This window comes from Xanthomonas indica (assembly GCF_040529045.1).
Lineage (GTDB): Bacteria > Pseudomonadota > Gammaproteobacteria > Xanthomonadales > Xanthomonadaceae > Xanthomonas_A > Xanthomonas_A indica.
This window is the reverse complement of the sequence record NZ_CP131914.1, coordinates 711,644-735,556: the sequence shown is the minus strand read 5'-3', so window position 1 is coordinate 735,556 and position 23,913 is coordinate 711,644. Positions and strand designations below refer to the sequence as shown.

Below are 23,913 nucleotides of genomic sequence, written 5' to 3'. Positions count from 1 at the left end.
CTCATCCGCCCCTTCGGGGCACCTTCTCCCGCAGGGAGAAGGAACCGCTAAGCAAGGTCTGACACATGAGCCAACACCTTCCCCTGCTGATCGAACTGGGCACCGAGGAACTGCCGGTCAAGGCATTGCCGGGCCTGGCCCAGGCGCTGTTCGACGGCGTGATCGCCGGGCTGGAGAAGCGCGGCATCGCGGTCGAGCGCGGCGACGCCAAGCCGCTGTCCACGCCGCGCCGGCTGGCGGTGCTGCTGCCGGGCGTGGCCGTCGAGCAGCCGGAGCAGCGCGCGGAAGTGCTCGGCCCCTACCTCAACATCGCGCTGGACGCCGACGGCCAGCCGACCAAGGCGCTGCAGGGGTTCGCCGCCAAGGCCGGGATCGACTGGACCGCGCTGGAGCGCACCAGCGACGCCAAGGGCGAACGCTTCGTGCACCGCGCGGTGAACCCGGGCGCGCGCACCGCCACGCTGCTGCCGGAGATCCTGCGCGAGGCGATCGCGGCAATGCCGATCCCCAAGCCGATGCGCTGGGGCGATCACGATTACGGCTTCGCGCGGCCGGTGCAGTGGCTGGTGCTGCTATTCGGCAGCGAGGTGGTGCCGATGCCGCTGTTCGGCGTGGAGGCCGGCCGCGACAGCCGCGGCCACCGCTTCCTGCACGACGCGCCGGTGCCGCTGGCGCAGCCGGGCGACTACGTGACCGCGCTGCAGGCCGCGCAGGTACTAGTGGACCCGGACCTACGCCGCGCGCGCATCGTCGCCGAAGTCGAGCAGGCCGCACGCGAGGCAGGTGGCAGCGCGCGCATCGCCGAGGACAACCTGGAGCAGGTGGTGAACCTGGTCGAATGGCCGTCGGCAGTGCTGTGCAAGTTCGAGCCGGCGTTCCTGGCGGTGCCGCAGGAAGCGCTGATCGAGACCATGGAGAGCAACCAGAAGTTCTTCCCGGTGCTGGATGCCGGCGGCAAGCTCACCGAGCATTTCATCGGCATCGCCAACATCGTCTCGCGCGACGTCGCCGAAGTGGCCAAGGGCTACGAGCGGGTGATCCGCCCGCGCTTCGCCGACGCCAAGTTCTTCTTCGACGAAGACCTCAAGCAGGGCCTGGAGGCGATGGGCGCCGGCCTGGCCAGCGTCACCTACCAGGCCAAGCTCGGCAGCATCGCCGACAAGGTGCAGCGCGTGGCTGCGCTGGCCGAGGCGATCGCCGCGCAGGTCGGCGTGGACCCGGCACAGGCGCGCCGCGCCGCCGAACTGAGCAAGAACGACCTGCAGTCGCGCATGGTCAACGAGTTTCCGGAACTGCAGGGCATCGCCGGCCGCCACTACGCGCTCGCCGCCGGCGAACCGAGCGAGATCGCCCTGGCGATCGACGAGGCCTACCAGCCGCGCTTCGCCGGCGACGACGTCGCGCTGTCGCCGCTGGGCAAGGTACTGGCGATTGCCGAACGCCTGGACACGCTGGCCGGTGGCTTCGCCGCGGGATTGAAGCCAACCGGCAACAAGGATCCGTTCGCACTGCGGCGCAATGCGCTGGGGTTGGCGCGGACGGTGATTGAGAGTGGGTTTGAGTTAGAGATTTTGCGTCTGCTCTACGTCGCTAGTTTTTTGAACAACACGGAAGTTGTTTTGCGCACTTCTTTGCCATCTCAATCGATGGTCAACAATGTTGTGCGTTGGCTAAGAGGAACTGGAGATGCATCCGAACTGGAAAGCCATTTCAAGAAGATACTCTTCGGTAAAAAAGTAACTGAAGAGCGCTACGCCGAAGTCCGGCGCGCCTCAGAAGAGCAGGCTCCATCGTGCTATGACTTCATCCTCGACCGCCTGCGCGGCTACTACGCCGACAAGGGTGTGCCGGCAACGCAGTTCAACGCAGTAGCCGCGCTGTTCTCGGTCGCGGCTGAAGCCGCTCCTACAAAGGACACGACGGCGCCCGCAGGAGCGGTTTCAACCGCGACCACCGCGCTCGGCTCGCTGTACGACTTCGACCGCCGCATCGACGCGATCGGCACCTTCGCCGCGTTGCCGGAGGCCGAGGCGCTGGCCGCGGCCAACAAGCGCATCCGCAACATCCTGCGCAAGGCCGAAGGCGAGATTCCGGCGCAGGTCGACGCGGGCCTGCTGCGCGAACCGGCGGAACGCGCGCTGGCCGAGGCGGTGGAAGCAGCGATCGCCGAGACCGACGGCGCGCTGCGCCAGCACGACTACGTCACCGTGCTGAATTTCCTGGCGCGGCTGCGCCCGCAGGTCGACGCGTTCTTCGACGGCGTGATGGTCAACGCAGACGACCAGGCGCTGCGTCGCAACCGCCTGGCCCTGCTCAAGCGCCTGGGCGATCGCCTCGGCAGCGTCGCGGCGATCGAGCACTTGTCGGCGTAAGCGCCAGCGCCGTCGAGCGAGAACGGGCCGCTTAGCGGCCCGTTCTCGTTTATGGAGATGGCTGCCGCCGCGATGCGCGGCGCCACTGGCTTCGGCACACCGCAATGCGTCGGGACTGAAGTCCCTCCCACAGTGCATTGGCTATATGTTCCGCACGCCTCGGCAGGAGCCGCGCGTGTTTCTGCCGCAATGAAAGGAACCAGCAATCACAGCGCAGAGGAGAACGCGCCTGGCCGGAGGCCTCCAACCCTGCACACAACGGACAGTGTGCGAGCGCCCGCGATCAAGCCCCTCTCCCCCCGGGAGAGGGGTTGGGGTGAGGGTACGGCGCGAAGCGACCCGCGGAGTGTGGGTCCACGAGGCTGCGCCCGGACCCTCATCCGCCCCTTCGGGGCACCTTCTCCCACAGGGAGAAGGAACAGCCGACTAGCCCTCTGCCTCCGGGAGAGGGTCTGGGGTGAGGGTACGGCGCGAAGCGACCCGCAGAGTGTGGGTCCACGAGGCTGCGCCCGGACCCTCATCCGCCCCTACGGGGCACCTTCTCCCGCCGGGAGAAGGAACAGCCCACTAGCCCCTCTCCCTCCGGGAGAGGGGTTGGGGTGAGGGTACGGCGCGAAGCGACTCGCGGAGTGTGGGTCCACGAGGCTGCGCCCGGACCCTCATCCGCCCCTACGGGGCACCTTCTCCCGCAGAGAGAAGGAACAGCGACAAGTCCACGCACTACACGCACTAAACCCAAGCCTCACCACCCGCAGCGCAACGCACCCCGCGTTACGAATCCCCAATCCCAATTCCCCAATCCCGGCTCTCAATCGAACAACGCCTGGATCGCCGCCAGCCCCGCGTTGGCGCGCTCCTTCTTGCGCGCGGCGTCGGCCACCGGGTCGGCGCCGTCGCGCTGCATTTCCTCGGCCGGGATCTCGTCGAAGAAGCGGCTGGGCTTGAGCCGGATGTGCTCGCCGAACTTGCGGGTGAGCTTGCTGTAGCTCATCCACAGCTGCTCCTTGGCGCGGGTGATGCCCACGTACAGCAGGCGCCGCTCTTCCTGCAGGTTGCCTTCTTCCAGGCTGACCTCGTGCGGCAGCACGCCGTCCTCGCAGCCGACGATGAACACGTAGCGGAACTCCAGGCCCTTGGACGCGTGCATGGTCATCATCCGCACCTGGTTGCCGCCGTCGTCCTTGTCGTTGCGCGACAGCAGCGCCAGCTGCGCGGCCAGGTCGCCGACGGTGGCGCCGCGCGGGCCGCCTTCGAACCACTTGGCCAGTTCCTCCAGGTTGCCGCGGCGGCGCTGGAAACTCGCTTCGTCCTTGCACTGGCTGCGCAGTTCGCGGATCAGCCCCGACTGCTCGGCCAGCTGGCGCACCACGTCGGCCGAGGACAGCGTGGTCGAGGCCGCGCGCAGTTCGTGCAAGATGTCGACGAAGTCGCTCAGGCCGTTGGCCGCGCGTGGCGGCAACTGCTGCAACGCACCCACCGACTCGGCCGCGCGCGACATCGGCAGGTGCTTGGCCGAGGCCAGTTCGGCCAGCTTGGCCAGCGAGGTCGCACCGACCTCGCGCTTGGGCGCCTGCACCGCGCGCAGGAACGCCGCGTCGTCGTCGGGATTTACCAGCAGGCGCAGCCAGGACAGCACGTCCTTGACCTCCTGCCGCTCCAGGAACGCGGTGCCGCCGGTGATGTGGTACGGCACGCTGGCCATCTGCAGCGCCTTTTCCAGCGGCCGCGACTGGAAGTTGCCGCGGAACAGGATGCAGAAGTCGCTCCACGGCACCTGCTTGGCGGTGCCCAGGTAGGCGATCTCGGCGGCGACCTTTTCCGCCTCGTGCTCGCTGTCGCGGCACTCCCACACGCGGATGCGCTCGCCGTCGGCCTGGTCGCTCCACAGCGTCTTCAGGTGCTCGTGCGGGTTGTGCGCGATCAAGGCATTGGCAGCGCGCAGCACGCGGTTGGAGCAGCGGTAGTTCTGCTCCAGCTTGATGATCTGCAGGGCCGGGTAGTCGCGGCCCATCTGCATCAGGTTTTCCGGGTTGGCGCCGCGCCAGGCGTAGATGCTCTGGTCGTCGTCGCCCACGCAGGTGAAGTTGCCGCGCGGGCCGGCCAGCATCTTCAGCAGCCGGTACTGCGCGTCGTTGGTGTCCTGGCTTTCGTCCACCAGCAGGTAGCCGATGCGTTCGCGCCAGGCCATCACGATGTCCTCGTTCTCCTCCAGCACCTGCACCGGCAGGCGGATCAGGTCGTCGAAGTCCACCGCATTGAAGGTGCTCAGCCGCGCCTGGTAGCGCTCGTACAGACTGGCCGCTTCCTGCTCGCGGTTGCTGCGCGCCGCCGCCATCGCCTGTTCCGGCGACAGCCCGGCGTTCTTGGCGCGCGAGATCAGGTTCTTGGCGTCCTCGATCGCATCGGGCTTGGCGCCGGGCATCAGGTCCTTGATCTGCGCGGCGGCATCGTCGGCGTCGAAGATCGAGAAGCCGCGCTTCAGGCCCACCGCGGCATGTTCGATCTGCAGGAACTTCAGCCCCAGGGCGTGGAAGGTGCAGATGGTCAGGCCGTCGGCAGCCTCGCTGCGGATGCGCTTGGCCACGCGCTCGCGCATTTCCTTGGCCGACTTGTTGGTGAAGGTGATCGCGGCGATGCGCTTGGCCGGGTAGCGGCCACTGGCGATCAGGTGCGCGATCTTTTCCACGATCACGCGGGTCTTGCCGCTGCCGGCACCGGCCAGCACCAGCAACGGACCCTCGCAATGCAGGACCGCGGCGCGTTGGGGAGGATTGAGACCGTGCATGAAGACTTCCCTTGGCCGCGCATTGTACCGGGCGCCGGCCGGCGGCGACGCCCCGCCTCCGCGCCGGCGCTGAACCCGTTCGCGATTCGGCCGACGAAGGCCGGGGCGCGCGGCCGCCGCGCTAGAATCGGCGGCATGGCGAAACTGTATTTCTACTATTCGGCGATGAACGCCGGCAAGACCACCACGCTGCTGCAGTCGGCACACAACTATCGCGAGCGCGGCATGCGCACGGCGATCCTGACGCCGCGGCTGGACCACCGCGCCGGCAGCGGCGTGGTCGCCTCGCGCATCGGCCTGCGCGCCGACGGCATGCCCTTCGTCGCCGAGACCGATCTGCTGGCCACCATCGAGGCCGATATCGCCAACCACGGGCCGCTGCATTGCGTGCTGGTGGACGAGGCCCAGTTCCTCAGCCGCGCCCAGGTCTGGCAGCTCAGCGAAGTGGTCGACCGGCTGCGCATCCCGGTACTGTGCTACGGCCTGCGCACCGATTTCCGCGGCGAACTGTTCGAGGGCAGCCAGTACCTGCTGGCCTGGGCCGACGAACTGCAGGAGATCAAGACCATCTGCCACACCGGCAGCAAGGCGACGATGACCGTGCGCGTGGACGAGAACGGCCACGCGGTGCAGGACGGCCCGCAGGTGGAGATCGGCGGCAACGAGCGCTACGTGTCGGTCAGCCGCCCCGAGTTCAAGAAGATCATGCGCGGCGAAGGCCGCATCGATCCGCTGCAGATCGCGCTGCCGCTGTAACCCGGATGTCACCACTGACGCACCGCGCTGGTGCGTCGCGGCACGATGCGATGAACCGTGGCTGACGCGTGCCGTACGCGCGTCTGTTCCTATGCCATCAGTCTATGGAGCGCACCTGGCGGCATGCCTAGAATCGCGCCGATCGCTCACTCATGGGATGAGGAACATGCTTTCGTTCAGAGGATTTCTTGCCAGCAGCGGCACCGCATTGGCCTGTGCCCTGCTGCTCGCCCTGCCCGGCCTCGCCACTGCGGCCCCGGGCGACCACACCTTCCAGGACATCCCGGCGCAGGTGCTGACCGACGGCTTCCTCGACGCGCACCTGGACCTGTTCTATCGCCGCGCCGGCATTCGCGCCGACAAGAAGGGCGAGTACGCCGAGGCCCGGAAGCAGTACCAGTTGGCCGCCCGCTATGCCGACAAGCCGTCGCAGGCGCGGCTGGGCGAGATGTACTGGGAGGGCCAGGGCGGCGCTGCCGACCATACGATGGGCTTCCTGTGGATGGCGCTGGCCGCCGAGCGCGGCTACGACCAGTTCGGCGCGCGCAAGATGGAGTACTGGAACCAGCTGACCCCGGACGAGCGCAAGCGCGCGGCCAAGCTCGACAAGTCCATGCTCGCCGAGTACGGCGACCAGGTCGCCAAGCCGCGCCAGGAAGCGGTATTGCGGCGCGAGGCGATGCGCAGCACCGGCGGCCTGCTCGGCCACTCCGGCGCGGCCGGCCCGCTGTCGATCAACGGCCCGCGCGGCGGCAGCATCGATCCGGAAGTGTTCTACGCCAAGCAGTTCTGGGAACCGAGCGCGTACTGGAAGCTGCAGGACCAGGTGTGGGACGGCCGCACCCCGGGCCGGGTCGACATCGGCGATGTCGAGGACATCAGCACGGAAGGCGCGCCGCAGAAGCCGCCGCAGGAGCCCGACAAGCACTGAACGCGGAGCCATTTCCGCGTCGGGACTGAAGTCCCTCCCACAGCAACACATTGCCGGGACCGCGCATCCTTGTCGGAGCGGCTTCAGCCGCGACGCGCGATGCGCACCACGCTCGCACACCCGGCTGCGCCAGGACTGAAATGCGAGCGCAATGCCCGATCCAAGCACGCGCGCTGCCGGCAGGCAGCGCGCGCGGTTGCGCTCAATACAGCTTGCGCTCGGCCGCCGGAGGCGGCGTCCACTGATACAGCCAGGTCTCGGTCAGCGGCCGCTCGCCGCTGCGCAGGTACAGGCGGATGTCGATCTGCTCGCTGCCGTCGTCCGGCGGCACCACGTCGAACATCGCGCGGTAGCCGGAAATCTCGTGCAGCGGCCGCGCCGAGACGATCTCGGTGCGGCCGCGGTTGAGCTGCAGCACCGCCTCGACCTTGGCGTCCTTCTCCTTGCCCAGCTTGGCCAGCTCGCCGCCGGCGAAATCCACCGCAAAGCGCCACGAGAAATAGTGCCGCTTCTGCCCGACCACGCCACCCAGGCCGGTGCGGGTGGCCACGCAATGCGCCAGCGGCGAGGACGCGGGCGGCTGCGCGCCCCAGTACAGGCGATAGCCGAACAGCAGTTCCTGGCCCGGCTGCGGCTTGTCCTGCGGATTCCAGAACGCGACGATGTTGTCGAAGGTCTCGTCGACGGTGGGGATCTCCACCAGTTGCACCGAGCCCTTGCCCCAGCCCTGCTTCGGCTCCACCCACAGGCACGGGCGCTTCTCGTAGAACACGCCGTCGTCCTGGTAATGATCGAAGTTGCGGTCGCGCTGCAGCAGGCCGAAGCCGCGCGGGTTCTCGTCGACGAACATGTTGAAGCGCAGGTGCGGCGGATTGCACAGCGGCCGCCAGATCCACTCGCCGCCGCCGGTCCACATCGCCAGGCCGTCGGTGTCGTGGATCTCCGGGCGCCAGTCCCAATCCATGCGGCGATCGTTCTCGCCGACCTGGTACATGCTGGTGCACGGACCCAGGCCCATGCGCTCGATGGTCTTGCGCGGATACAGGGCGCTGTCGATGTCCATCAGCAGCACGTCGCCGTTGGTGATCGCGAAGCGGTAGGCGCCGGCCACGCTGGGCGAATCCAGCAGCGCATAGACCACCACCGTGTCCGAGCCGGCCTTGGGCTGTTCCAGCCAGTAGGCGATGAAGTCCGGGAATTCCTCCGGACCACCGGTGCCGGTGTCGATCGCCAACCCGCGCGCCGACTGGCCGTACTGGCCTTCCTTGCCCACCGCACGGAAGTAGCTGGCGCCGAGGAAGGCGGCGAAGTCGCGCTCGGTGTCCTGCTTGGTGTTGAGGCGGAAGCCGGCGAAGCCCAGTTCCTTCGGCAACGGCTTGCCCTTCAGCCCGCTGCTGCCGTAGTCGAACGCCGCGCTGTCGTAGGCCAGTTCCTGCGCCTGCCCGTCGACCAGGTCGAACATGTGCACGGGCGTCTTGAAGTACAGGCCCAGGTGGAAGAACTTGGCCTGAAACTTCGGCCCCTGCTCGGCCGCCCACAGCGCGTGATCCTGGCGGTAGCGGATCGACTGGTACTGGTCCCAGGTCAATCCCTCCACCGGCGCCGGCAGCACCCGCTTGTGGCTCTGGTACGGCGCCTCGGCCATGGCCCGCGCGTGGCCCTTGAGCCAGGCGTAGTCGAACGGCTGCGGCTTGCCCAGGCGGCGCAGGCCCACCGCGGGGGCGGCCTGGCCGAGCATCGGCATCGCCGGCAAGCCCATGGCGGCGAAGGCGGCGGCGGCGTTCTTGAGGAAATCGCGTCGTTGCATGGCCGGGATCGAAACGGAAAAGGACGCTCATCATAGACAAGCGGCGCCGAAGACGGCGGTGATGGCGCCCATGCGGTGGAATCCGCGGGCACGGGCACGCCGGACAGCCGAGACCTGGCGCGTGGGACGCGTCTTCCCGCCCCTGCCTTCCGGATTTGGCAATGCGGACCGGGCAACAGGTCTACCCGCGCGAGCCGACTGCGCCATCTACGCTCCACGCGAGCGCCGCCATCGCTCAGCGCTGGCAGTGGCCGCACCAGACGCTGGCGCGCTGGCCGATGCTGGCATGGCGCAGCGTGCGCCCGCAGCGCTTGCAGGCCTCGCCCTCGCGGCCGTAGACCGACAGTTCCTGCTCGAAGTAGCCCGGTGCCCCGTCCGGGCTGATGAAATCGCGCAGCGTCGTGCCGCCGCGCTGGATCGCATAACCCAGGATCGCCTTGGCCGCCTCGGCCAGGCGCGCGTAGCGGGCGCGCGAGACCTCGCCGGCCTCGCGCAGCGGACTGATGCCGGCCTGGAACAGACTCTCGGCGGCGTAGATGTTGCCCACCCCGACCACGATGCGCTGGTCCATCAGGAAGGTCTTGACCGGCGCGGTGCGGCCGCGGCTGAGCCGGAACAGATGATCCCCGTCGAACGCCTCCGACAGCGGCTCCGGCCCCAGTTCGGCCAGCAACGGATGGGTCTCGCCCGGCGCCTGCCACAGCAGGCAGCCGAACCGGCGCGGATCGTTGAAGCGCAGCACGCGGCTGTCTTCCAGGCTGATGTCGACATGATCGTGCGCCCGCGGCGGCGTGTCGCCGGGCAACACGCGCAGACTGCCGGACATGCCCAGATGCAACAGCGCGCTGCCGACCGCGGTGTCCAGCAACAGATACTTGGCACGCCGGCGAATCCCGTCGATGCGCTGCCCCGGCAGGTGCTCCGCCACCTCCGGCGGGATCGGCCAGCGCAGATCCGGCCGCCGCAGGATCACCCCGTGGATGCGCCGCCCCGACAGATGTGGCTCCAGGCCGCGCCGGGTGGTTTCGACTTCGGGGAGTTCGGGCATGGGGTCGTTGAGTGTCGCAGGTAGATGGACAAGCTTAGCGGGCGCGAGGTGCCCTTCCGCTGAAGCAGGGGTCGGCGGATGGACACCGCACGCACGGCGCGACGGGCCGCATAGCGCGCCTGGCGCAGGCAGCGCTCACTGCGGCGGCGCCGCGAGTTCCCGCGCGCTGAGGTAGCCGTCACCGTTGGTGTCCTGCTTGCGGAAGCGGGCGGTCAGGGTGGCGAGGTGTTGCGCGCGGGTGATCGGCGGGCCGCGGCCGCCGGGCAGTTCGGCCGGGCTGAGCACGCCGTCGTGGTCGCGGTCGCGCGCGTCGAAGGCGTAGCTCATCCAGGCCAGGTATTCGTCCAGGCTGACACGGCCGTCGCCGTCGCGGTCCATGCGCTGCAGGTAGCTGGCCGTGCTGTCGATCGCCTGCGCCTGGGCGTTGGCGATGCCAACAGCGATCAGGGCGCAGGCGATGCTCAGCATCCGCCACGCCATCAACGACGAACGCCGCGCAAGGCGGCGTTCGTGTGGCGGGGCAGGCGGTCCGCCGCGGCTCATGCCAGGGCGTAGCCCTTCAGCCGCGCCGCGTAGGCCTGTAGCGCGGCGATGCCGCTGGCTTCGGCGTCGTGGCACCAGGCCTGCAGGTGCTTGAGACGTTCGCTGGCGTCATGGGTACGCGCCTCCAGCAGGGCAGCCAGACGCGCGCGGTGCTCGACCAGGGTGCGCATGCGCGGACGCTGCGCCACCCAGTGCTGCAGCTGTGCGCGGGCGTCGGGCTTGAGCCAGCGGCCATCGTCGACCAGACCCTTGCGCAGGCGCCGCGGCAGCAGCTTGCGCAGCTTGGCGCCGGCCTGCGCGGCTTCTTCCTTGAGCGCAGGCTTGAACACGTTGCGCTGGTAATCGGTCATCGCCTGGAAGCGATGCGACAGCAGCGCGCGCAGGGTGTCGGCGTCGGGCACGGCGATGTTCGGGCGCACGTCCAGGGTCGGCGCCACGCGCAGGATCTTGGCCAGGCGCAGGGCGGCCAGCGCACGGATCGCGATCCAGCCGATGTCCAGTTCCCAGCGGCGCATCGAGAAGCGCGCCGAGCTCGGGAAGGCATGGTGGTTGTTGTGCAGTTCTTCGCCGCCGATCCACAGCGCCCACGGCGTCAGATTGGTCGAGGTGTCGGCCGACTCGAAGTTGCGGTAACCCCACCAGTGGCCCAGGCCGTTGATCACGCCGGCGGCCCAGAACGGGATCCAGGCCATCTGCAGCGCCCACAGCGCGATGCCGGGCAGGCCGAACAGCGCGAAGTTGACCACGAACAGCGCCACCGGCCCCAGGTTCGCGTACGGGGTGTACAGGTGCCGCTCGATCCAGTCGTCCGGCGCGCCCTTGCCGTACTGCTCGATGTCGCCGCGCTGGGTGCGCGCTTCGCGATACAGCTCCACGCCACGCCAGAACACGCGGGCGATGCCCTTGGTCTGCGGGCTGTGCGGATCTTCCTCGGTCTCCACCTTGGCGTGGTGCTTGCGATGGATCGCCACCCACTCCTTGGTGATCATCGAGGTGGTGAACCAGGTCCAGAAGCGGAAGAAGTGCGACAGCAGCGGATGGAAATCCACGCCGCGGTGCGCCTGGCTGCGGTGCAGATACAAGGTCACCGCGAAGATGGTGAGCTGGGTGAACAGCAGCAGCACGGCCAGCATGCCCCACCAGCCGACGCCGAGCAGGCCGTTGCCGAGGAAGTCGAGGATCGCGTCGAACATTGCCAGAAGCTCCAGAGCGTAGGACGGCGTGGGGTCAGAACATGATGGGGGTTGCGACTGCAAACTTCACCCGGCGCTCGCGTATGGTATTCAGCCGCCAAGCGCTCCCGATCACAGAACGGTGTCGGTTCCATGTCAGTTGCCTCTCCCCAAGCAACCCCCGTGCCAGCGGCCGCGCCGCTGATCGAATTGGACCGCGCCAGCGTGGTGCGCGGCCAGGTCCGCGTACTGCACGCGCTGAGCCTGCGCATCGCACTCGGCCAGCACACCGCCATCCTCGGCCCGAACGGCTGCGGCAAATCCTCGTTCATCAAGCTCATCACCCGCGAGCTGTATCCGTTGGCGCGCGCCGGCGAGGAACCGGCGGTGCGGGTGCTCGGCCAGAGCCGCTGGCAGGTGGACCGGCTGCGCAGCCAATTGGGCATCGTCACCGGCGATCTCAGCGTCAATCTCGCCGACATGCCCGGGCTGGATGTGGAAAGCGCGGTGCTGTCCGGATTCTTCGCCAGCTATGTGGTGCCGCCGCACCGCGAGGTGACCGAGGCGATGCGGGCGCGGGCGCGCGAGGCGCTGCAGGCCGCGCACGCGCTGCCGCTGCTGCGGCGCCCCTACGCCGAATTGTCAGCCGGCGAAACCCGACGCGTGCTGATCGCGCGCGCCCTGGTCAACCGGCCGCAGGCGTTGCTGCTGGACGAACCCAGCACCGGGCTGGACCTGGTCGCACGCGAGCACCTGCTGGCGACGATGCGCGACCTCGCCCGCCAGGGCATCACCCTGGTGCTGGTCACGCACCACATCGAGGAGATCGTGCCGGAGATCGCGCGGGTGATCCTGCTGCGCGAGGGCCAGGTGTACGCCGACGGCACGCGCGAGGAACTGCTGGCCGATGCGCCGTTGTCGGCGGTATTCGGCGGACCGGTGCGGGTGCAGCGCGACGGCGACAGCTACAGCGCGCGGGTGGTTGCGGAGCGCTGATCGGCGGTTGCCGGGTTCGGGCGTTCGGGGCCGTCGGATTGCGAGATGTCGCAGGTGATGCGGGTGATGCGGGAATGTCCGTAGGAGCGGCTTCAGCCGCGACCGGGCGTTCCCAGTAAAGCCCGTCGCGGCTGAAGCCGCTCCTACGTATCTACGTATGAAACGGCCTCGGTGATCAGCAGCTCCGCCATTGGTGCCCACACTGCGCTCAGCCAGCGGCAGCGCGCGCGCTCGGCGCCGGTGCGTCGCTCTCGAACGCGGCGCGCGCGCTGCGGATCTGCGCGTGGTGATCGGCGGCCCAGCGCACCAGCGGCGCCAGCACCACGCTCAGCGATTGGCCCAGCGGAGTGAGCCGGTATTCCACCCCAGGCGGCACGGTCGGCAGCACCTCACGCGCGACCAGCCCTTCGCGCTGCAGGTCGCGCAGGGTCTGGGTCAGCATCCGCTGGGAGATGTCCGGCAGCGCGCGGCGCAGTTCGCCGAAGCGGTGCGGGCGTTCGGCCAGCAGCATCACGAACAGGGTGCTCCACTTGTCGCCGATCTGCGCCAGCACGTCGCGCACCGGGCACTGGTCGATGGCCATGCCGGCGCGCTGGTAGTCCTGCAATTGCTGGCTCAGCAGCACGTCGCCGGCAGTGGCCGGGGGTACGACGATGGCCATGGTGGTTACCTCGGGGTAAGCAGGGGCGGAAAAAGTGCCGTCTTTACAGCCCGGCCCAGGTCTCTAGGATAGACCAGGTTCCTTTTCCAGACCATGGCGTCCTGCGACGCCTCCCTTCCTCAGGAGACCTGTCATGTCCGCATCTTCCGATTCCCTGCTCGTGACCGGCGCCGGCGGCCACTTCGGCCAGCGCGTGCTCACGCACCTGCTCGACACCCTGCAGGTGGCGCCGTCGCGCGTGGTGGCGATGACCCGCCAGCCCGACCGCCTGGCGGCCTGGGCCGCGCGCGGCGTGGACGTGCGCCACGGCGATTTCGACGACGCCCCCTCGCTCGACGCAGCGTTCCGCGGCGCCGGCCGCGTGCTGCTGATCAGCACCGACGCACTGGACCGCCCCGGCCACCGCCTGCAGCAGCACCAGGCGGCGATCGCCGCGGCCGAGCGCGCCGGCGTCGGCCACCTGGTCTACACCTCCTGCCCGGAACCGCACGGCTCGCCGCTGCTGTTGGCCACCGACCATGCCGGTACCGAAGACGCCCTTGCCGCCAGCGCCGTGCCCGCCTGGACCGTGCTGCGTAATCACTGGTACTTCGAGAATCTGTTCATGAGCCTGCCGTCGGTGCTGGCCTCTGGCCAGTGGTACAGCGCGGCCGGCGACGGCGGCATCGCCCACATCGCGCGCGATGACCTGGCCCGCGCGGCCGCGGTCGCCCTGGCCGGCGGCGACGGCAAGCGCACGCTCACCCTCAGCGGCGCGCGCGCCTACACCACCGCCGAGATCGCCGCACTGGTCGCGCAGGTCCTGGACGTACAGATCCAGGTGGTGCCGGTACCGGTCGAGGGCCTGGTGCAGGGCATGGTCGGCGCCGGCCTGCCCGAGCCGGTCGCGCGCGTCTATGCCTCGTTCGACACCAACACCGCGGCCGGCCGCGTCGCCACGGTCACTGGCGACTACCAGGCGCTGACCGGGCAGGCGCCGCTACCGTTCGAACAGTGGCTGCAGGACCAGCGCACGCAGCTGGCGGCGTTGAAGCCGTAAGCAAACGCGGCGGCGTGCGCGTGCGCGCTACTTGCCGATGCAGAAGCTGGAGAAGATCCGCCCGAGCAGGTCGTCGGCGCTGAGCGTGCCGACGATCTCGCCGAGCGCGGCATGCGCCAGGCGCAGTTCCTCGGCGGCCAGTTCCAGGCGTTCGTGCTGCAGTTCGGCGGCGGCCGCGTCGGCATGGGCGGCGGCGCGCTGCAACGCATCGACGTGGCGCGCGCGTGCGGAGAACTCGCCATCGCTGCCCTCGCCGGCCGCCGCGCCGGCGATCGCGCGCAACTGCGCATGCAACTGCTCCAGGCCGCTGCCGGTGGCGGCGGAGACGTAGACGCGCTCGGCGCTGGCGGCGGGCACCGCAGCCAGCAGGTCGCTCTTGTTGTGGATCCACAGGCGCTGCGGCACCTCGGCGATGGCATCGGCGATCGCCGCGTGGCCGGCCTCGGCCTGGCGCGCATCGAGCACGATCAGCGCCAGGTCGGCGCGCTGCAGTTCCTGGCGCGCGCGGCGCATGCCTTCGCGCTCGATCGCATCGCCGCCCTCGCGCAGGCCGGCGGTGTCGACCAGGGTCAGTTCCACGCCATCCAGGCGCACGGTCTCGTGCAAGGTGTCGCGGGTGGTGCCGGCGATGTCGGTGACGATGGCGCGGTCGCTGCCGGCCAATGCGTTGAGCAGGGAACTCTTGCCGGCGTTGGGCGGGCCGACCAGCACCGCATGCAGGCCATCGCGCAGGCGCCGGCCGCGTTCGGCGTCGACGCGTAGCTGCGCCAGATCCGCGCGCGCCTGCGCCAGGCCGGCACGGACCTGTTCGCCGCCGAGGGTGTCCAGCGCCTCGTCGGCGAAATCGATCGCCGCTTCGATGTGGATGCGCAGGCGGATCAGCTGTTCGGCCAGGTCGTCGACGCGGCGCGAGAACACACCGTCCAGCGAACGCCGCGCCGCACGTGCCGCGCGCAGGTCGCCCGCGGCGATCAGGTCGGCGATCGCCTCGGCCTGGGCCAGGTCGAGCTTGCGGTTGAGGAAGGCGCGCTCGCTGAACTCGCCCGGGCGCGCCGGCCGCGCGCCGAGTTCGCAGCAGCGCGCCACCAGGTGCCGCAACAGCACCGGGCTGCCATGCGCCTGCAGTTCCAGCACGTCCTCGCCGGTGAAGCTGCGCGGCGCCGGGAACCACAGGGCGATGCCGTCGTCCACGACCTCGCCGTGCGCGTCGCGGAAACGCGCGTAGCGGGCGCTGCGCGGCACCAATCCGCCAAGACCGAGACCGGCGGCAACGGCCGCCGCCGCCGGACCCGACACGCGCACCACGCCGACACCGCCCGCACCAGGGGCGGTGGCGATGGCGGCGATGGTGTCGGTGGCGGAAGACGGCATGGCGAGAGCGGCAGGTCGGTAGCGTGGCGAATTACAGCGTCTGCAACTGGCCGCGGACGTAGGCGGCCGACGCACCGTTGGGTTGCAGTTCCAGGTAGGTCTGGAAGGCGTGCTTGGCCTTGGCGGCATCGCCCAGCTGGCGGTAGGCGTCGCCCAGGTTGACATAGGCCACCGCGCGCGAAGGATCGATCTTCAGCGTGTTCTCCAGCCAGCGCACGGCCTGCGCGTACTTGCCCTGGCGATAGTAGATGAAGCCCAGGTTGTTGGCCGCCAGCGCAAAGTCCGGGCGCAGCTTCAGCGCCTCGGTGAACTGCGCTTCGGCCTCGTCGTAGCGCTTCTCCTTGTACAGCTGCAGGCCGCGGTCGTTGGCGCGCTGCGCACGCTGCCGGTCGGACACCGGGCCGGCTGCGGCCGGCACCGCCAGCGGCCGCTCGCCGCCCTGCAGGTCCTTGACCACCACCGCCGGCTTGGCCGGGGTGGCCGGCGCGGTGGCGCTGCTGGCGCCGGCGTGCGGCGTCGCGGTCGACGCCGGCGCGGCCGCATCGACGCGGTCGTTCATCGCGATCGCCGCCGAGGACAGCTGCTGCGTACTGGCGGTGAGGAACTCCTCGCCCTCCGGCACCTGCAGCACGAATTCGCCGCCCTGCGAACCGGGCAGGCTGCCGAACGCGGGCGTCTGCTGCGAGATGCTCGACACCGCCGGCGCCACGTAGGCGGCCAGCTCGGTGCCGGTGATCAGGCCGTCGCCGTTGAGGTCAGCCTTGCCCGACAGCGCCTGCAACAGCACCCAAGTGAACACCGAATGGCCGTTGGGGCCGCTGTCGGCCACCTGCTGGTCGGCGCCGCCGGCGGTGAGCATCTGCCGGGCGATGCGCCGCGCGTTCTCGCGCAGGTAGGCGCTGGTGCCGCCGCCGCGGGTCAGGCCCAGGCCGCTGTAGCACGCGTCCATCACGAACAGCACGTGCTTGGCTTCCAAGCTCTCGGCGATGTCCTGGATCTCGGTCATCGGAATCGCGTCGGTGGCGAACTGCGCCGGATCCGAATCGGCGGGCACGATGTAGCCGAGGTCGCGCCCGGAGGCCAGCTTGCGGGTGGCGCCGTGGCCGGCGAAGAACACGAACACGCGATCGTTCTTGCCCACGCCGCCGTGCGCGAGCCGATCGTGGAAGGCGGCCAGGATGTTGTTGCGGGTCGCTTCCTGGTTCTTCAGCACGATCACCTGCGACGACGGGAAGCCGAAGCTGCCGGTGAGCGTCTGCGCGATGGCCTGCGCATCGTTGGCCGCGTACTGCAGCTTGGGCCAGTGCGCGTAGTCGTCGATGCCGATGACGATGGCCCACGACTTGTCGTAGCCGCTGGTCACCGCCGGCGCGGCGGCGTTGCTGGCCGCGCGCGCGACGCTGAAGTCGCGCCCGTTCCAGCCGGCGAACTGGTAGCCGTCGGCGCTGAGCCGGTCCAGGATCTGCGGCAGCGCCTTGACCGTACGTTCGTGGATATCGTGGAACAGCAGGATGCCGCGCTGCTCGCGGCCGACCTGCTCGAGCACGCGCTGCACGATCGACTCCGGCACCGGGTCGGCCCAGTCCAGCGAATCCACGTTCCACATCACCGACTTCAGCCCGGCCTCGCCGAGGATCTGCATGCCCTCGGCATTGCGCGCGCCATAGGGGAAGCGGAACAGCGGCGCGCGCTTGGCGTCGACCGCGCGCAGCATGCGGTCAGTGTCGAGGATCTGGCTGCGCAACGCGGCGCCGGTTTCCTTGGATAGTTGCGCGTGGGTCAGGCTGTGGTTGCCGACGGTGTAGCCCTGCTCCATCAGGCTACGGCTGACGCTGGCCAACGGCGACAAGTCGACCTTGCCATCGGGCTCCAGCTTGCCCAGGTTGCGGCCGACTTCGAAGAACGTGGCCGGCACGTCGTAGCGCTTGAGGATGGCGACGATCTCGTCGGTGTACGCGCGATGCGGGCCGTCGTCGAAACTCAGCACCACGGTCTTCGGCGGCAGGTCGCGGCCGAACACCTCGCGGTCGCTGTCCTGCATCGACATCGGATACGGGGTGATCACGCCGTAGTCGCGCAGGATCGCCTCGCGCGTGTACAGCGTGCCCAGGTGGGCGACGTAGTCCTCCCACTTCTCGCGCTTCTGCACGATCGCGCGGGTGCGGTCGAAGCGGCTGAAGATCACGGTGATCTCGCGGTTGTAGGTGCGTTCGATCTCGTCGAGCGCGTCCAGGTCCTCGCCGATGCGCTGGTGCAGCTTGATCGCCGGCAGCGAGGAATCCTTGCCGATGCGCAGCTGCCAGTCGGCGAGAATCTCGCGGAACGCCAGGCGGTCGGCGTCGTACAGGTCCGGCGCCGATTCGACGTAGTCCAGCAGGCTGCCGATCGCGGCGAAGCGCTGCGGGTCCGGCAGCGCCAGAAGCGCATCGAATTGCCTGGCAAGCACCTCGCGGCGCTCCAGGCCCTCGTGGAACAGTTGCTGGCCGACGCTGCTGGAGGTCTGCCGGTCGGCGGGCGACTGCCTGGCCTCGTCGGCCAGCAGCACGATGATCTTGCGCTGCGCCGCCAGTTGCGCCTGCAGGCCTCGCAGCAGCGCCGTGGCCTGGGTCTGCAACGCCGGCGAGCCGGGGATGGCGATCGCCGTCTCTGGCGATGCGGGCTTGGCGGCCGTTGTCTCGCTGCCGGCGGGCGAACGCTGGCAGGCGGCCAGGACCAACGCGAGCAGGCCGATCACGGCCACGGACGGCGACAACGGACGACGGCGCTTGCGCATGACCACGGACTCGCGAGCAAGGCGGTGCGGGACCGCACGCGCCGGCGCCTTCCCCGGCCACATGCGCAACGCCCGCCGGAGGGCGGGCGTTGTCGGGTTTACTTCTTGGCCTTGGCCGGCGGCTTGCCGCTGCCGCCACCGCCGGCGGTGGCCGGTTCGCCGTGGCGCTTGGTCATCCACCACTGCTGCAACAGGCCCAGCGAACCGTTGGTGACCCAGTACAGCACCAGGCCGGACGGCACGAAGGCCATCATCACGCCGAACACCAGCGGCATGAACTGCATCATCTTGGCCTGCACCGGATCCATGCCCGGCGACGGCGTCAGCTTCTGCGTCAGCCACATCACCGCCACGTTGATCACCGGCAGGATGAAGTACGGATCGCGCGCGGTCAGGTCCTGGATCCAGGCGAACCACGGCGCCTGGCGCAGTTCCACCGACTCCACCAGCACCCAGTACAGCGCGAAGAAGATCGGCATCTGGATCAGCACCGGCAGGCAGCCGCCCATCGGGTTGATCTTCTCCTTCTTGTACAGCTCCATCATCGCCGTCTGGAACTTCTGCTTGTCGTCGCCGTAGCGCTCCTTGAGCTGCTGGATGCGCGGCTGGAACTTGCGCATCTTGGCCATGCTCTTGTATTGCGCGGCCGACAGCGGATACAGCATCAGCTTCAGCAGGACCACCAGGCCGACGATTGACCAGCCCCAGTTGCCTATCAGGCTGTGCAAATGACTCAGGATCCAGAACAGGCCTTGGCCCAGCATCGCCGGCAAGGTGAAACGGCTGTAATCGACCACGCGGTCCAGCCCCTTCACCTGCTCCTTGGCAATCTGATTGACCAGCTTCGGGCCCACCCACAGCCGCGCTTCGGTGCTGGCACTGGCGCCCGGCGCCACGGTGAAACTCGGACCGCGTGTTTCGATCACGTGCCGCGGACCGTCATTGGACAGCACGAACAGCGATTCCTGATCAGCCTGAGGAATCCAGCTGGTGAAGAAGTGATGCTGCAGCAGTGCGATCCAGCCACCCTTAATGGTCTGGTTCAGCGGGCCGTCGTCCAGATAATCCTTGAACGCGCGGCGCTGGTAGCCATCGGCCGGGCTGAACCAGGTGGCGCCGTTGAAGCTGAAGGAATCCGGGTTGGTCATGCCGCGGCTGACGATGGTCGGCACCCGGCTCAGCTTGCGGAACACATAGCCCTGCCACGGCTTGCTGCCGTGGTTGATGACCTCGTCGTGCACCTGCACGGCGTAGTGGCCGCGCTGCAGGGTGTAGACGCGGCGGATGCTGATGCCATCCGGGCCGTTCCACACGAACGGCACCTGCAGGCTGTCCTGGCCCTTGGCCAGCACGTAGTCCTTGCCCGGCTGCTCGGGACGGAAGCCGCCCGGACCCGGCGATGGCGAGTTGTGCTCGCCCACCCAGCCGCTGATGGCGGTGTACGGATGCGCCGGGTCCTCGGTCAGCAGTTGCACCGGCGGGCTGCCGGGCTGCTTGGTCTGCGGGAACAGCAGCAGGTCGGCGTCGAACACGCTGCGGCCATCCAGGGTCAGGCGCAGCACGTCGGTGGTGACGGTGACGCGCGGCGCAGCGCTGGCCGCGGCGGTCTCGGGCGTGGTGCTGGCCGGCGCGGTGCCGGGCACCGTGGCCTGCGGCACGGCCGGCGCATGGGTGGCGCCGGCGTCGGCGTCCTGCGCCGGCGGCACCGTGGTCGCCGCCGCGACCGTTGTCGCAGTGGCGTTCGGCGCGTGTTCCTTGTTCCACTCCATCCACAACAGCGCCGCGACCATCAGCCAGGCGAAAATCAGGAAAAGGCGGGTCTGGTTCATCGGACAGGCAAGCTCGGCTCAGCCAGAAGCGGTTTCTGACGTGGAAGTGGGGGAAGAAGGACGAAGAGGCGGCGGCATTGTGCCGTCCGCGGCCGGGGCCGGCAATGCGCCGGCGCGACGCAGCAAGCGCTCATAGGCCTGGCGCAGTTGCACGCCGCTGGCCTGGGCGGCGGCGCTGCGCGCCACCACCACGTAATCGCCGGGCGCCAGCCACGGCAGCAGCTGCCGCGTGGCCTCACGCAGCACCCGCTTGATGCGGTTGCGCACGACCGCGCGCTTGTCGACCTTGCGCGACACCGCCAACCCCAGCCGCGCCGGGTGCGGCGCACTGCGCCAGTGCAGGCTCATCAGCGGCTCGGAGCAGCGGCGCGCGGCATCGAACACGACGCGGTATTCCGCAGACGTGCGAACCCGCGCAGAGCGAGGAAATCGCCTACGCGGGTCGGGAGGATTCACGGTCCGGATTGCAGGCGCCGCCTGGGGCGGCGAAGCAATCAAGCGCTCAGGCGCTTGCGGCCCTTGGCGCGGCGGCGGGCCAGGATCTTGCGGCCGTCGGCGGTGGCCATACGGGCACGGAAGCCGTGGTCGCGCTTGCGCTTGAGGTTGCTGGGCTGGAAGGTGCGCTTGGTGGCCATCGGGGCGCTCTGATCTGAATGGGGCGGAAAGAACCGGAAATTCTATAGGACTACTCACGCCGCGGTCAACTCCCTGTCTGGACGGGAGTGGAGCAGAGAAGCGCCCGGCCTGTGGATGGATCTGTGAATAGCCGTGGGAAAACCATTCCCGACCCTGCGCGCCGGTGGTAGTCTGATCCATCCGCTTTCCTCTCCCACCGGCCGAATGCGCCGCGCCCGAGCGCGCCCTTCATGCCCGGTCTATCGACGAATTTAGATCTGATGGATGCTTGGCCCCGTTGCCTGGAACGTCTGGAAGCCGAATTTCCAGCCGAGGACGTTCACACTTGGTTGAAACCGCTGCAAGCCGAACAGCGCCATGACAACAGCATGGTGCTGTACGCCCCGAACGCCTTCATCGTCGAGCAGGTGCGCGAGCGCTACCTGCCGCGCATCCGCGAGCTGCTGACCTACTTCGCCGGCAGCGGCGAGGTGCTGCTGCAGGTCGGCTCGCGCCCGCGCGCGCCGGAACCGGTCGCCGCCCCGCCCAGCGAGACCGCCGCCGCGCGCACGCCGGCGCCGCCGTTGCTGGAGCCGTTCGCCGGCAATCTCGATTCGCACTACACCTTCGCCAACTTCGTCGAAGGCCGCAGCAACCAGCTCGGCCTGGCCGCGGCGGTGCAGGCCGCGCAGAAGCCCGGCGACCGTGCGCACAACCCGCTGCTGCTGTACGGCGGCACCGGCCTGGGCAAGACCCACCTGATGTTCGCCGCCGGCAACGCCATGCGCGAGCAGAATCCGAACGCGCGGGTGATGTACCTGCGCTCGGAACAGTTCTTCAGCGCGATGATCCGTGCGCTGCAGGACAAGACCATGGACCAGTTCAAGCGCCAGTTCCAGCAGGTGGACGCGCTGCTGATCGACGACATCCAGTTCTTCGCCGGCAAGGACCGCACCCAGGAAGAGTTCTTCCACACCTTCAACGCGCTGTTCGACGGCCGCCAGCAGATCATCCTGACCTGCGACCGCTATCCGCGCGAGGTCGAGGGCCTGGAGCCGCGGCTGAAGTCGCGCCTGGCCTGGGGCCTGTCGGTGGCGATCGATCCGCCCGATTTCGAGACCCGCGCGGCGATCGTGCTGGCCAAGGCGCGCGAGCGCGGCGCGGAGATCCCCGACGACGTGGCGTTCCTGATCGCCAAGAAGATGCGCTCGAACGTGCGCGACCTGGAAGGCGCGCTCAATACGCTGGCCGCCCGCGCCAACTTCACCGGCCGCGCGATCACCACCGAATTCGCCCAGGAAACCCTGCGCGACCTGCTGCGCGCACAGCAGCAGGCGATCGGCATCCCCAACATCCAGAAGACCGTGGCCGACTACTACGGCCTGCAGATCAAGGACCTGCTGTCCAAGCGCCGCACGCGTTCGCTGGCGCGGCCGCGGCAGGTGGCGATGGCGCTGACCAAGGAACTGACCGAACACAGCCTGCCGGAAATCGGCGATGCGTTCGCCGGGCGCGACCACACCACCGTGCTGCACGCCTGCCGCCAGATCAAGCACTTGATGGAGACCGACGGCAAGCTCCGAGAAGACTGGGACAAGCTGATCCGCAAGCTCAGCGAGTAGTGCGGCGGCCGGTGCGGAGGACGCCGGATAAATCGGTGCATGACTTCGCGACAAATCCGGGAGAAACTGTGGATAAAGCGCGACGCGGCGGCGACGGCAAAACTATCCACAGGTTTCCCCACCAGTTCCGGGACAGTAGTACACGGGATTGGTGGCGCCAAAAATTCTTTGTTTTCAGTGGCTTGAGCTACATTTTCACCGATTTTCGCTCTACCATCACCACCAAGCTTTTGATTTATTCCACATCTTTTAAAGCATAGGGGCACGGAACCACATGCGTTTCACACTGCAGCGCGAAGCCTTCCTCAAGCCATTGGCGCAAGTCGTCAATGTGGTCGAACGCCGCCAGACCTTGCCGGTTCTGGCCAACTTCCTGGTGCAGGTGCAGGGCGGCCAGCTGTCGCTCACCGGTACCGATCTGGAAGTGGAAATGGTCTCGCGCATTGCGGTCGACGATGCCCAGGATGGCGAAACCACCATCCCGGCGCGCAAGCTGTTCGAGATCGTGCGTGCCCTGCCCGACGGCAGCAAGGTCACCGTGTCCCAGTCCGGCGACAAGATCACCGTGCAGGCCGGGCGCAGCCGCTTCACCCTGGCCACGCTGCCTGCCAACGACTTCCCGTCGGTCGACGAAGTCGAAGCCACCGAGCGCGTGGTGGTGCCGGAAGCGGCGTTGAAGGAACTGATCGAGCGCACCGCGTTCGCGATGGCCCAGCAGGACGTGCGCTATTACCTCAACGGCCTGCTGTTCGACCTGCGCGACCAGACCCTGCGCTGCGTGGCCACCGATGGCCATCGCTTGGCGCTGTGCGAGACCGAGCTGGAGAACGCTGGCGGCGCCAAGCGCCAGATCATCGTGCCGCGCAAGGGCGTGACCGAGCTGCAGCGCCTGCTGGAAGGCGGCGAGCGCGAAGTCGAACTGGAAGTCGGTCGCGCGCACGTGCGGGTCAAGCGCGACGATGTCACCTTCACCTCCAAGCTGATCGACGGTCGCTTCCCCGACTATGAAGCCGTGATCCCGATCGGTGCCGACCGCGAGGTCAAGCTGGATCGCGAAACCCTGCGCGCGGCGCTGCAGCGTGCGGCGATCCTGTCCAACGAGAAGTACCGCGGCGTGCGCGTGGAAGTCTCCCCGGGCCAGCTGAAGATCAGCGCGCACAACCCCGAGCAGGAAGAAGCGCAGGAAGAAGTGGAAGCGGACACCAAGGTCAGCGACCTGGCGATCGGCTTCAACGTGAACTACCTGCTCGATGCGTTGTCCGCGCTGCGCGAGGAGTTCGTGGTGATCCAGCTGCGCGACGCCAACTCGTCGGCGCTGGTGCGCGAAGCCAGCAGCGCCCGCTCGCGCCATGTGGTGATGCCGCTGCGTCTCTAACGTTTCTTTGTGTTCCACGTGGAACAAACGCAGAAAAGCGACCCGGCCTTGTGCCGGGTTTTCTTTTTCTGGCGGGTTGGGAGCAGAGTTGTTGCTGCGGTGGCACCCCCACGGGCAACCGCGGGAGATAAGAATCAAGGGCTGGAGACGTCGAAAGAGAGCGCTGCGGCGACGCTCGGCATTCGTCGCTCACCGTGGACTGACCGCAGTTGAGAGGC

Annotated in this window: 18 protein-coding genes; 7 read left to right on the top strand and 11 right to left on the bottom strand. The window is 68.6% G+C overall.

The genetic code is table 11. From position 1 onward, the window contains the following. The first annotated feature begins 65 nt into the window (after nucleotides 1-65). Nucleotides 66-2,372 (top strand): glycine--tRNA ligase subunit beta, encoded by a 2,307-nt coding sequence (gene glyS, locus Q7W82_RS03175; RefSeq protein ID WP_242157637.1) that lies wholly within the window; start codon nucleotides 66-68, stop codon nucleotides 2,370-2,372. Between the two features lie 808 nt (nucleotides 2,373-3,180). Here glyS and rep read toward each other — a convergent pair. Continuing rightward, nucleotides 3,181-5,157 carry a DNA helicase Rep gene (gene rep / locus Q7W82_RS03170; RefSeq protein ID WP_010340793.1) on the bottom strand — a complete coding sequence of 659 codons (1,977 nt, stop codon included), beginning with the start codon at nucleotides 5,155-5,157 and terminating at the stop codon, nucleotides 3,181-3,183. A 135-nt stretch (nucleotides 5,158-5,292) separates the two neighbouring features. Here rep and Q7W82_RS03165 point away from each other — a divergent pair, with 135 nt between their 5' ends. Both Q7W82_RS03165 and Q7W82_RS03160 read left to right on the top strand, forming a co-directional pair. Further along, nucleotides 5,293-5,913, top strand: a complete 621-nt coding sequence (locus Q7W82_RS03165; protein WP_242082658.1) for a thymidine kinase — start codon at nucleotides 5,293-5,295, stop codon at nucleotides 5,911-5,913. Between the two features lie 166 nt (nucleotides 5,914-6,079). Continuing rightward, the gene (locus tag Q7W82_RS03160; protein WP_242157639.1) at nucleotides 6,080-6,844 is read left to right on the top strand and encodes a sel1 repeat family protein; all 765 of its coding nucleotides are present in this window, start codon (nucleotides 6,080-6,082) and stop codon (nucleotides 6,842-6,844) included. 202 nt (nucleotides 6,845-7,046) lie between these two features. Here the strand turns inward: Q7W82_RS03160 and Q7W82_RS03155 are convergent, their stop codons facing one another. From Q7W82_RS03155 to Q7W82_RS03140, 4 genes are all read right to left on the bottom strand, one after another. Further along, on the bottom strand, nucleotides 7,047-8,651 hold the full coding sequence (locus Q7W82_RS03155; RefSeq protein WP_242157661.1) for a glucan biosynthesis protein D: 1,605 nt from the start codon (nucleotides 8,649-8,651) through the stop codon (nucleotides 7,047-7,049). A 235-nt stretch (nucleotides 8,652-8,886) separates the two neighbouring features. Then, on the bottom strand, nucleotides 8,887-9,699 hold the full coding sequence (gene mutM / locus Q7W82_RS03150; RefSeq protein ID WP_242157682.1) for a bifunctional DNA-formamidopyrimidine glycosylase/DNA-(apurinic or apyrimidinic site) lyase: 813 nt from the start codon (nucleotides 9,697-9,699) through the stop codon (nucleotides 8,887-8,889). A 135-nt stretch (nucleotides 9,700-9,834) separates the two neighbouring features. Next, nucleotides 9,835-10,167 (bottom strand): EF-hand domain-containing protein, encoded by a 333-nt coding sequence (locus Q7W82_RS03145; protein WP_242157712.1) that lies wholly within the window; start codon nucleotides 10,165-10,167, stop codon nucleotides 9,835-9,837. Between the two features lie 71 nt (nucleotides 10,168-10,238). Further along, a complete protein-coding gene (locus Q7W82_RS03140) occupies nucleotides 10,239-11,435 on the bottom strand; it encodes a fatty acid desaturase (protein WP_242157714.1) in 1,197 nt (398 codons plus the stop codon). A 132-nt stretch (nucleotides 11,436-11,567) separates the two neighbouring features. Here Q7W82_RS03140 and Q7W82_RS03135 point away from each other — a divergent pair, with 132 nt between their 5' ends. Next, complete coding sequence (locus Q7W82_RS03135) at nucleotides 11,568-12,410, top strand: ATP-binding cassette domain-containing protein (RefSeq protein ID WP_242157723.1); 843 nt, start codon at nucleotides 11,568-11,570, stop codon at nucleotides 12,408-12,410. Nucleotides 12,411-12,618: 208 nt separating this feature from the next. Here the strand turns inward: Q7W82_RS03135 and Q7W82_RS03130 are convergent, their stop codons facing one another. After that, nucleotides 12,619-12,993: a helix-turn-helix domain-containing protein gene (locus tag Q7W82_RS03130; RefSeq protein WP_311195489.1), complete on the bottom strand. Its 375-nt coding sequence runs from the start codon at nucleotides 12,991-12,993 to the stop codon at nucleotides 12,619-12,621. A gap of 211 nt (nucleotides 12,994-13,204) precedes the next feature. Between Q7W82_RS03130 and Q7W82_RS03125 the strand changes: the two genes are divergently transcribed. After that, a complete protein-coding gene (locus Q7W82_RS03125) occupies nucleotides 13,205-14,110 on the top strand; it encodes an NAD(P)H-binding protein (RefSeq protein ID WP_242157735.1) in 906 nt (301 codons plus the stop codon). A 27-nt stretch (nucleotides 14,111-14,137) separates the two neighbouring features. On the opposite strand, the gene mnmE is transcribed toward Q7W82_RS03125, so the two are convergent. The 5 genes from mnmE to rpmH form a co-directional block, all read right to left on the bottom strand. Further along, complete coding sequence (gene mnmE, locus Q7W82_RS03120; RefSeq protein ID WP_242157765.1) at nucleotides 14,138-15,481, bottom strand: tRNA uridine-5-carboxymethylaminomethyl(34) synthesis GTPase MnmE; 1,344 nt, start codon at nucleotides 15,479-15,481, stop codon at nucleotides 14,138-14,140. A 31-nt stretch (nucleotides 15,482-15,512) separates the two neighbouring features. Next, the gene (locus Q7W82_RS03115; RefSeq protein ID WP_242157771.1) at nucleotides 15,513-18,254 is read right to left on the bottom strand and encodes a tetratricopeptide repeat protein; all 2,742 of its coding nucleotides are present in this window, start codon (nucleotides 18,252-18,254) and stop codon (nucleotides 15,513-15,515) included. A gap of 98 nt (nucleotides 18,255-18,352) precedes the next feature. After that, nucleotides 18,353-20,083, bottom strand: a complete 1,731-nt coding sequence (gene yidC / locus Q7W82_RS03110) for a membrane protein insertase YidC (protein ID WP_242157787.1) — start codon at nucleotides 20,081-20,083, stop codon at nucleotides 18,353-18,355. 18 nt (nucleotides 20,084-20,101) lie between these two features. Continuing rightward, nucleotides 20,102-20,539 (bottom strand): ribonuclease P protein component, encoded by a 438-nt coding sequence (gene rnpA, locus Q7W82_RS03105; RefSeq protein ID WP_160947493.1) that lies wholly within the window; start codon nucleotides 20,537-20,539, stop codon nucleotides 20,102-20,104. A 38-nt stretch (nucleotides 20,540-20,577) separates the two neighbouring features. After that, nucleotides 20,578-20,718: a 50S ribosomal protein L34 gene (rpmH, locus tag Q7W82_RS03100; protein WP_003469983.1), complete on the bottom strand. Its 141-nt coding sequence runs from the start codon at nucleotides 20,716-20,718 to the stop codon at nucleotides 20,578-20,580. A 261-nt stretch (nucleotides 20,719-20,979) separates the two neighbouring features. Here rpmH and dnaA point away from each other — a divergent pair, with 261 nt between their 5' ends. Further along, entirely contained in the window at nucleotides 20,980-22,320 is a 1,341-nt protein-coding gene (dnaA, locus tag Q7W82_RS03095) for a chromosomal replication initiator protein DnaA (RefSeq protein WP_242157788.1), read from the top strand. 274 nt (nucleotides 22,321-22,594) lie between these two features. Beyond that, on the top strand, nucleotides 22,595-23,695 hold the full coding sequence (gene dnaN, locus Q7W82_RS03090; RefSeq protein WP_010340416.1) for a DNA polymerase III subunit beta: 1,101 nt from the start codon (nucleotides 22,595-22,597) through the stop codon (nucleotides 23,693-23,695). The last annotated feature ends 218 nt before the right edge of the window (nucleotides 23,696-23,913 follow it).

Coding starts and splice junctions, on each gene's coding strand:
- glyS (WP_242157637.1), top strand. CDS start 66: ATGAGCCAACACCTTCCCCTGCTGATCGAACTGGGCACCGAGGAACTG.
- rep (WP_010340793.1), bottom strand. CDS start 5,157: ATGCACGGTCTCAATCCTCCCCAACGCGCCGCGGTCCTGCATTGCGAG.
- Q7W82_RS03165 (WP_242082658.1), top strand. CDS start 5,293: ATGGCGAAACTGTATTTCTACTATTCGGCGATGAACGCCGGCAAGACC.
- Q7W82_RS03160 (WP_242157639.1), top strand. CDS start 6,080: ATGCTTTCGTTCAGAGGATTTCTTGCCAGCAGCGGCACCGCATTGGCC.
- Q7W82_RS03155 (WP_242157661.1), bottom strand. CDS start 8,651: ATGCAACGACGCGATTTCCTCAAGAACGCCGCCGCCGCCTTCGCCGCC.
- mutM (WP_242157682.1), bottom strand. CDS start 9,699: ATGCCCGAACTCCCCGAAGTCGAAACCACCCGGCGCGGCCTGGAGCCA.
- Q7W82_RS03145 (WP_242157712.1), bottom strand. CDS start 10,167: ATGCTGAGCATCGCCTGCGCCCTGATCGCTGTTGGCATCGCCAACGCC.
- Q7W82_RS03140 (WP_242157714.1), bottom strand. CDS start 11,435: ATGTTCGACGCGATCCTCGACTTCCTCGGCAACGGCCTGCTCGGCGTC.
- Q7W82_RS03135 (WP_242157723.1), top strand. CDS start 11,568: ATGTCAGTTGCCTCTCCCCAAGCAACCCCCGTGCCAGCGGCCGCGCCG.
- Q7W82_RS03130 (WP_311195489.1), bottom strand. CDS start 12,993: ATGGCCATCGACCAGTGCCCGGTGCGCGACGTGCTGGCGCAGATCGGC.
- Q7W82_RS03125 (WP_242157735.1), top strand. CDS start 13,205: ATGTCCGCATCTTCCGATTCCCTGCTCGTGACCGGCGCCGGCGGCCAC.
- mnmE (WP_242157765.1), bottom strand. CDS start 15,481: ATGCCGTCTTCCGCCACCGACACCATCGCCGCCATCGCCACCGCCCCT.
- Q7W82_RS03115 (WP_242157771.1), bottom strand. CDS start 18,254: ATGCGCAAGCGCCGTCGTCCGTTGTCGCCGTCCGTGGCCGTGATCGGC.
- yidC (WP_242157787.1), bottom strand. CDS start 20,083: ATGAACCAGACCCGCCTTTTCCTGATTTTCGCCTGGCTGATGGTCGCG.
- rpmH (WP_003469983.1), bottom strand. CDS start 20,718: ATGGCCACCAAGCGCACCTTCCAGCCCAGCAACCTCAAGCGCAAGCGC.
- dnaA (WP_242157788.1), top strand. CDS start 20,980: ATGGATGCTTGGCCCCGTTGCCTGGAACGTCTGGAAGCCGAATTTCCA.
- dnaN (WP_010340416.1), top strand. CDS start 22,595: ATGCGTTTCACACTGCAGCGCGAAGCCTTCCTCAAGCCATTGGCGCAA.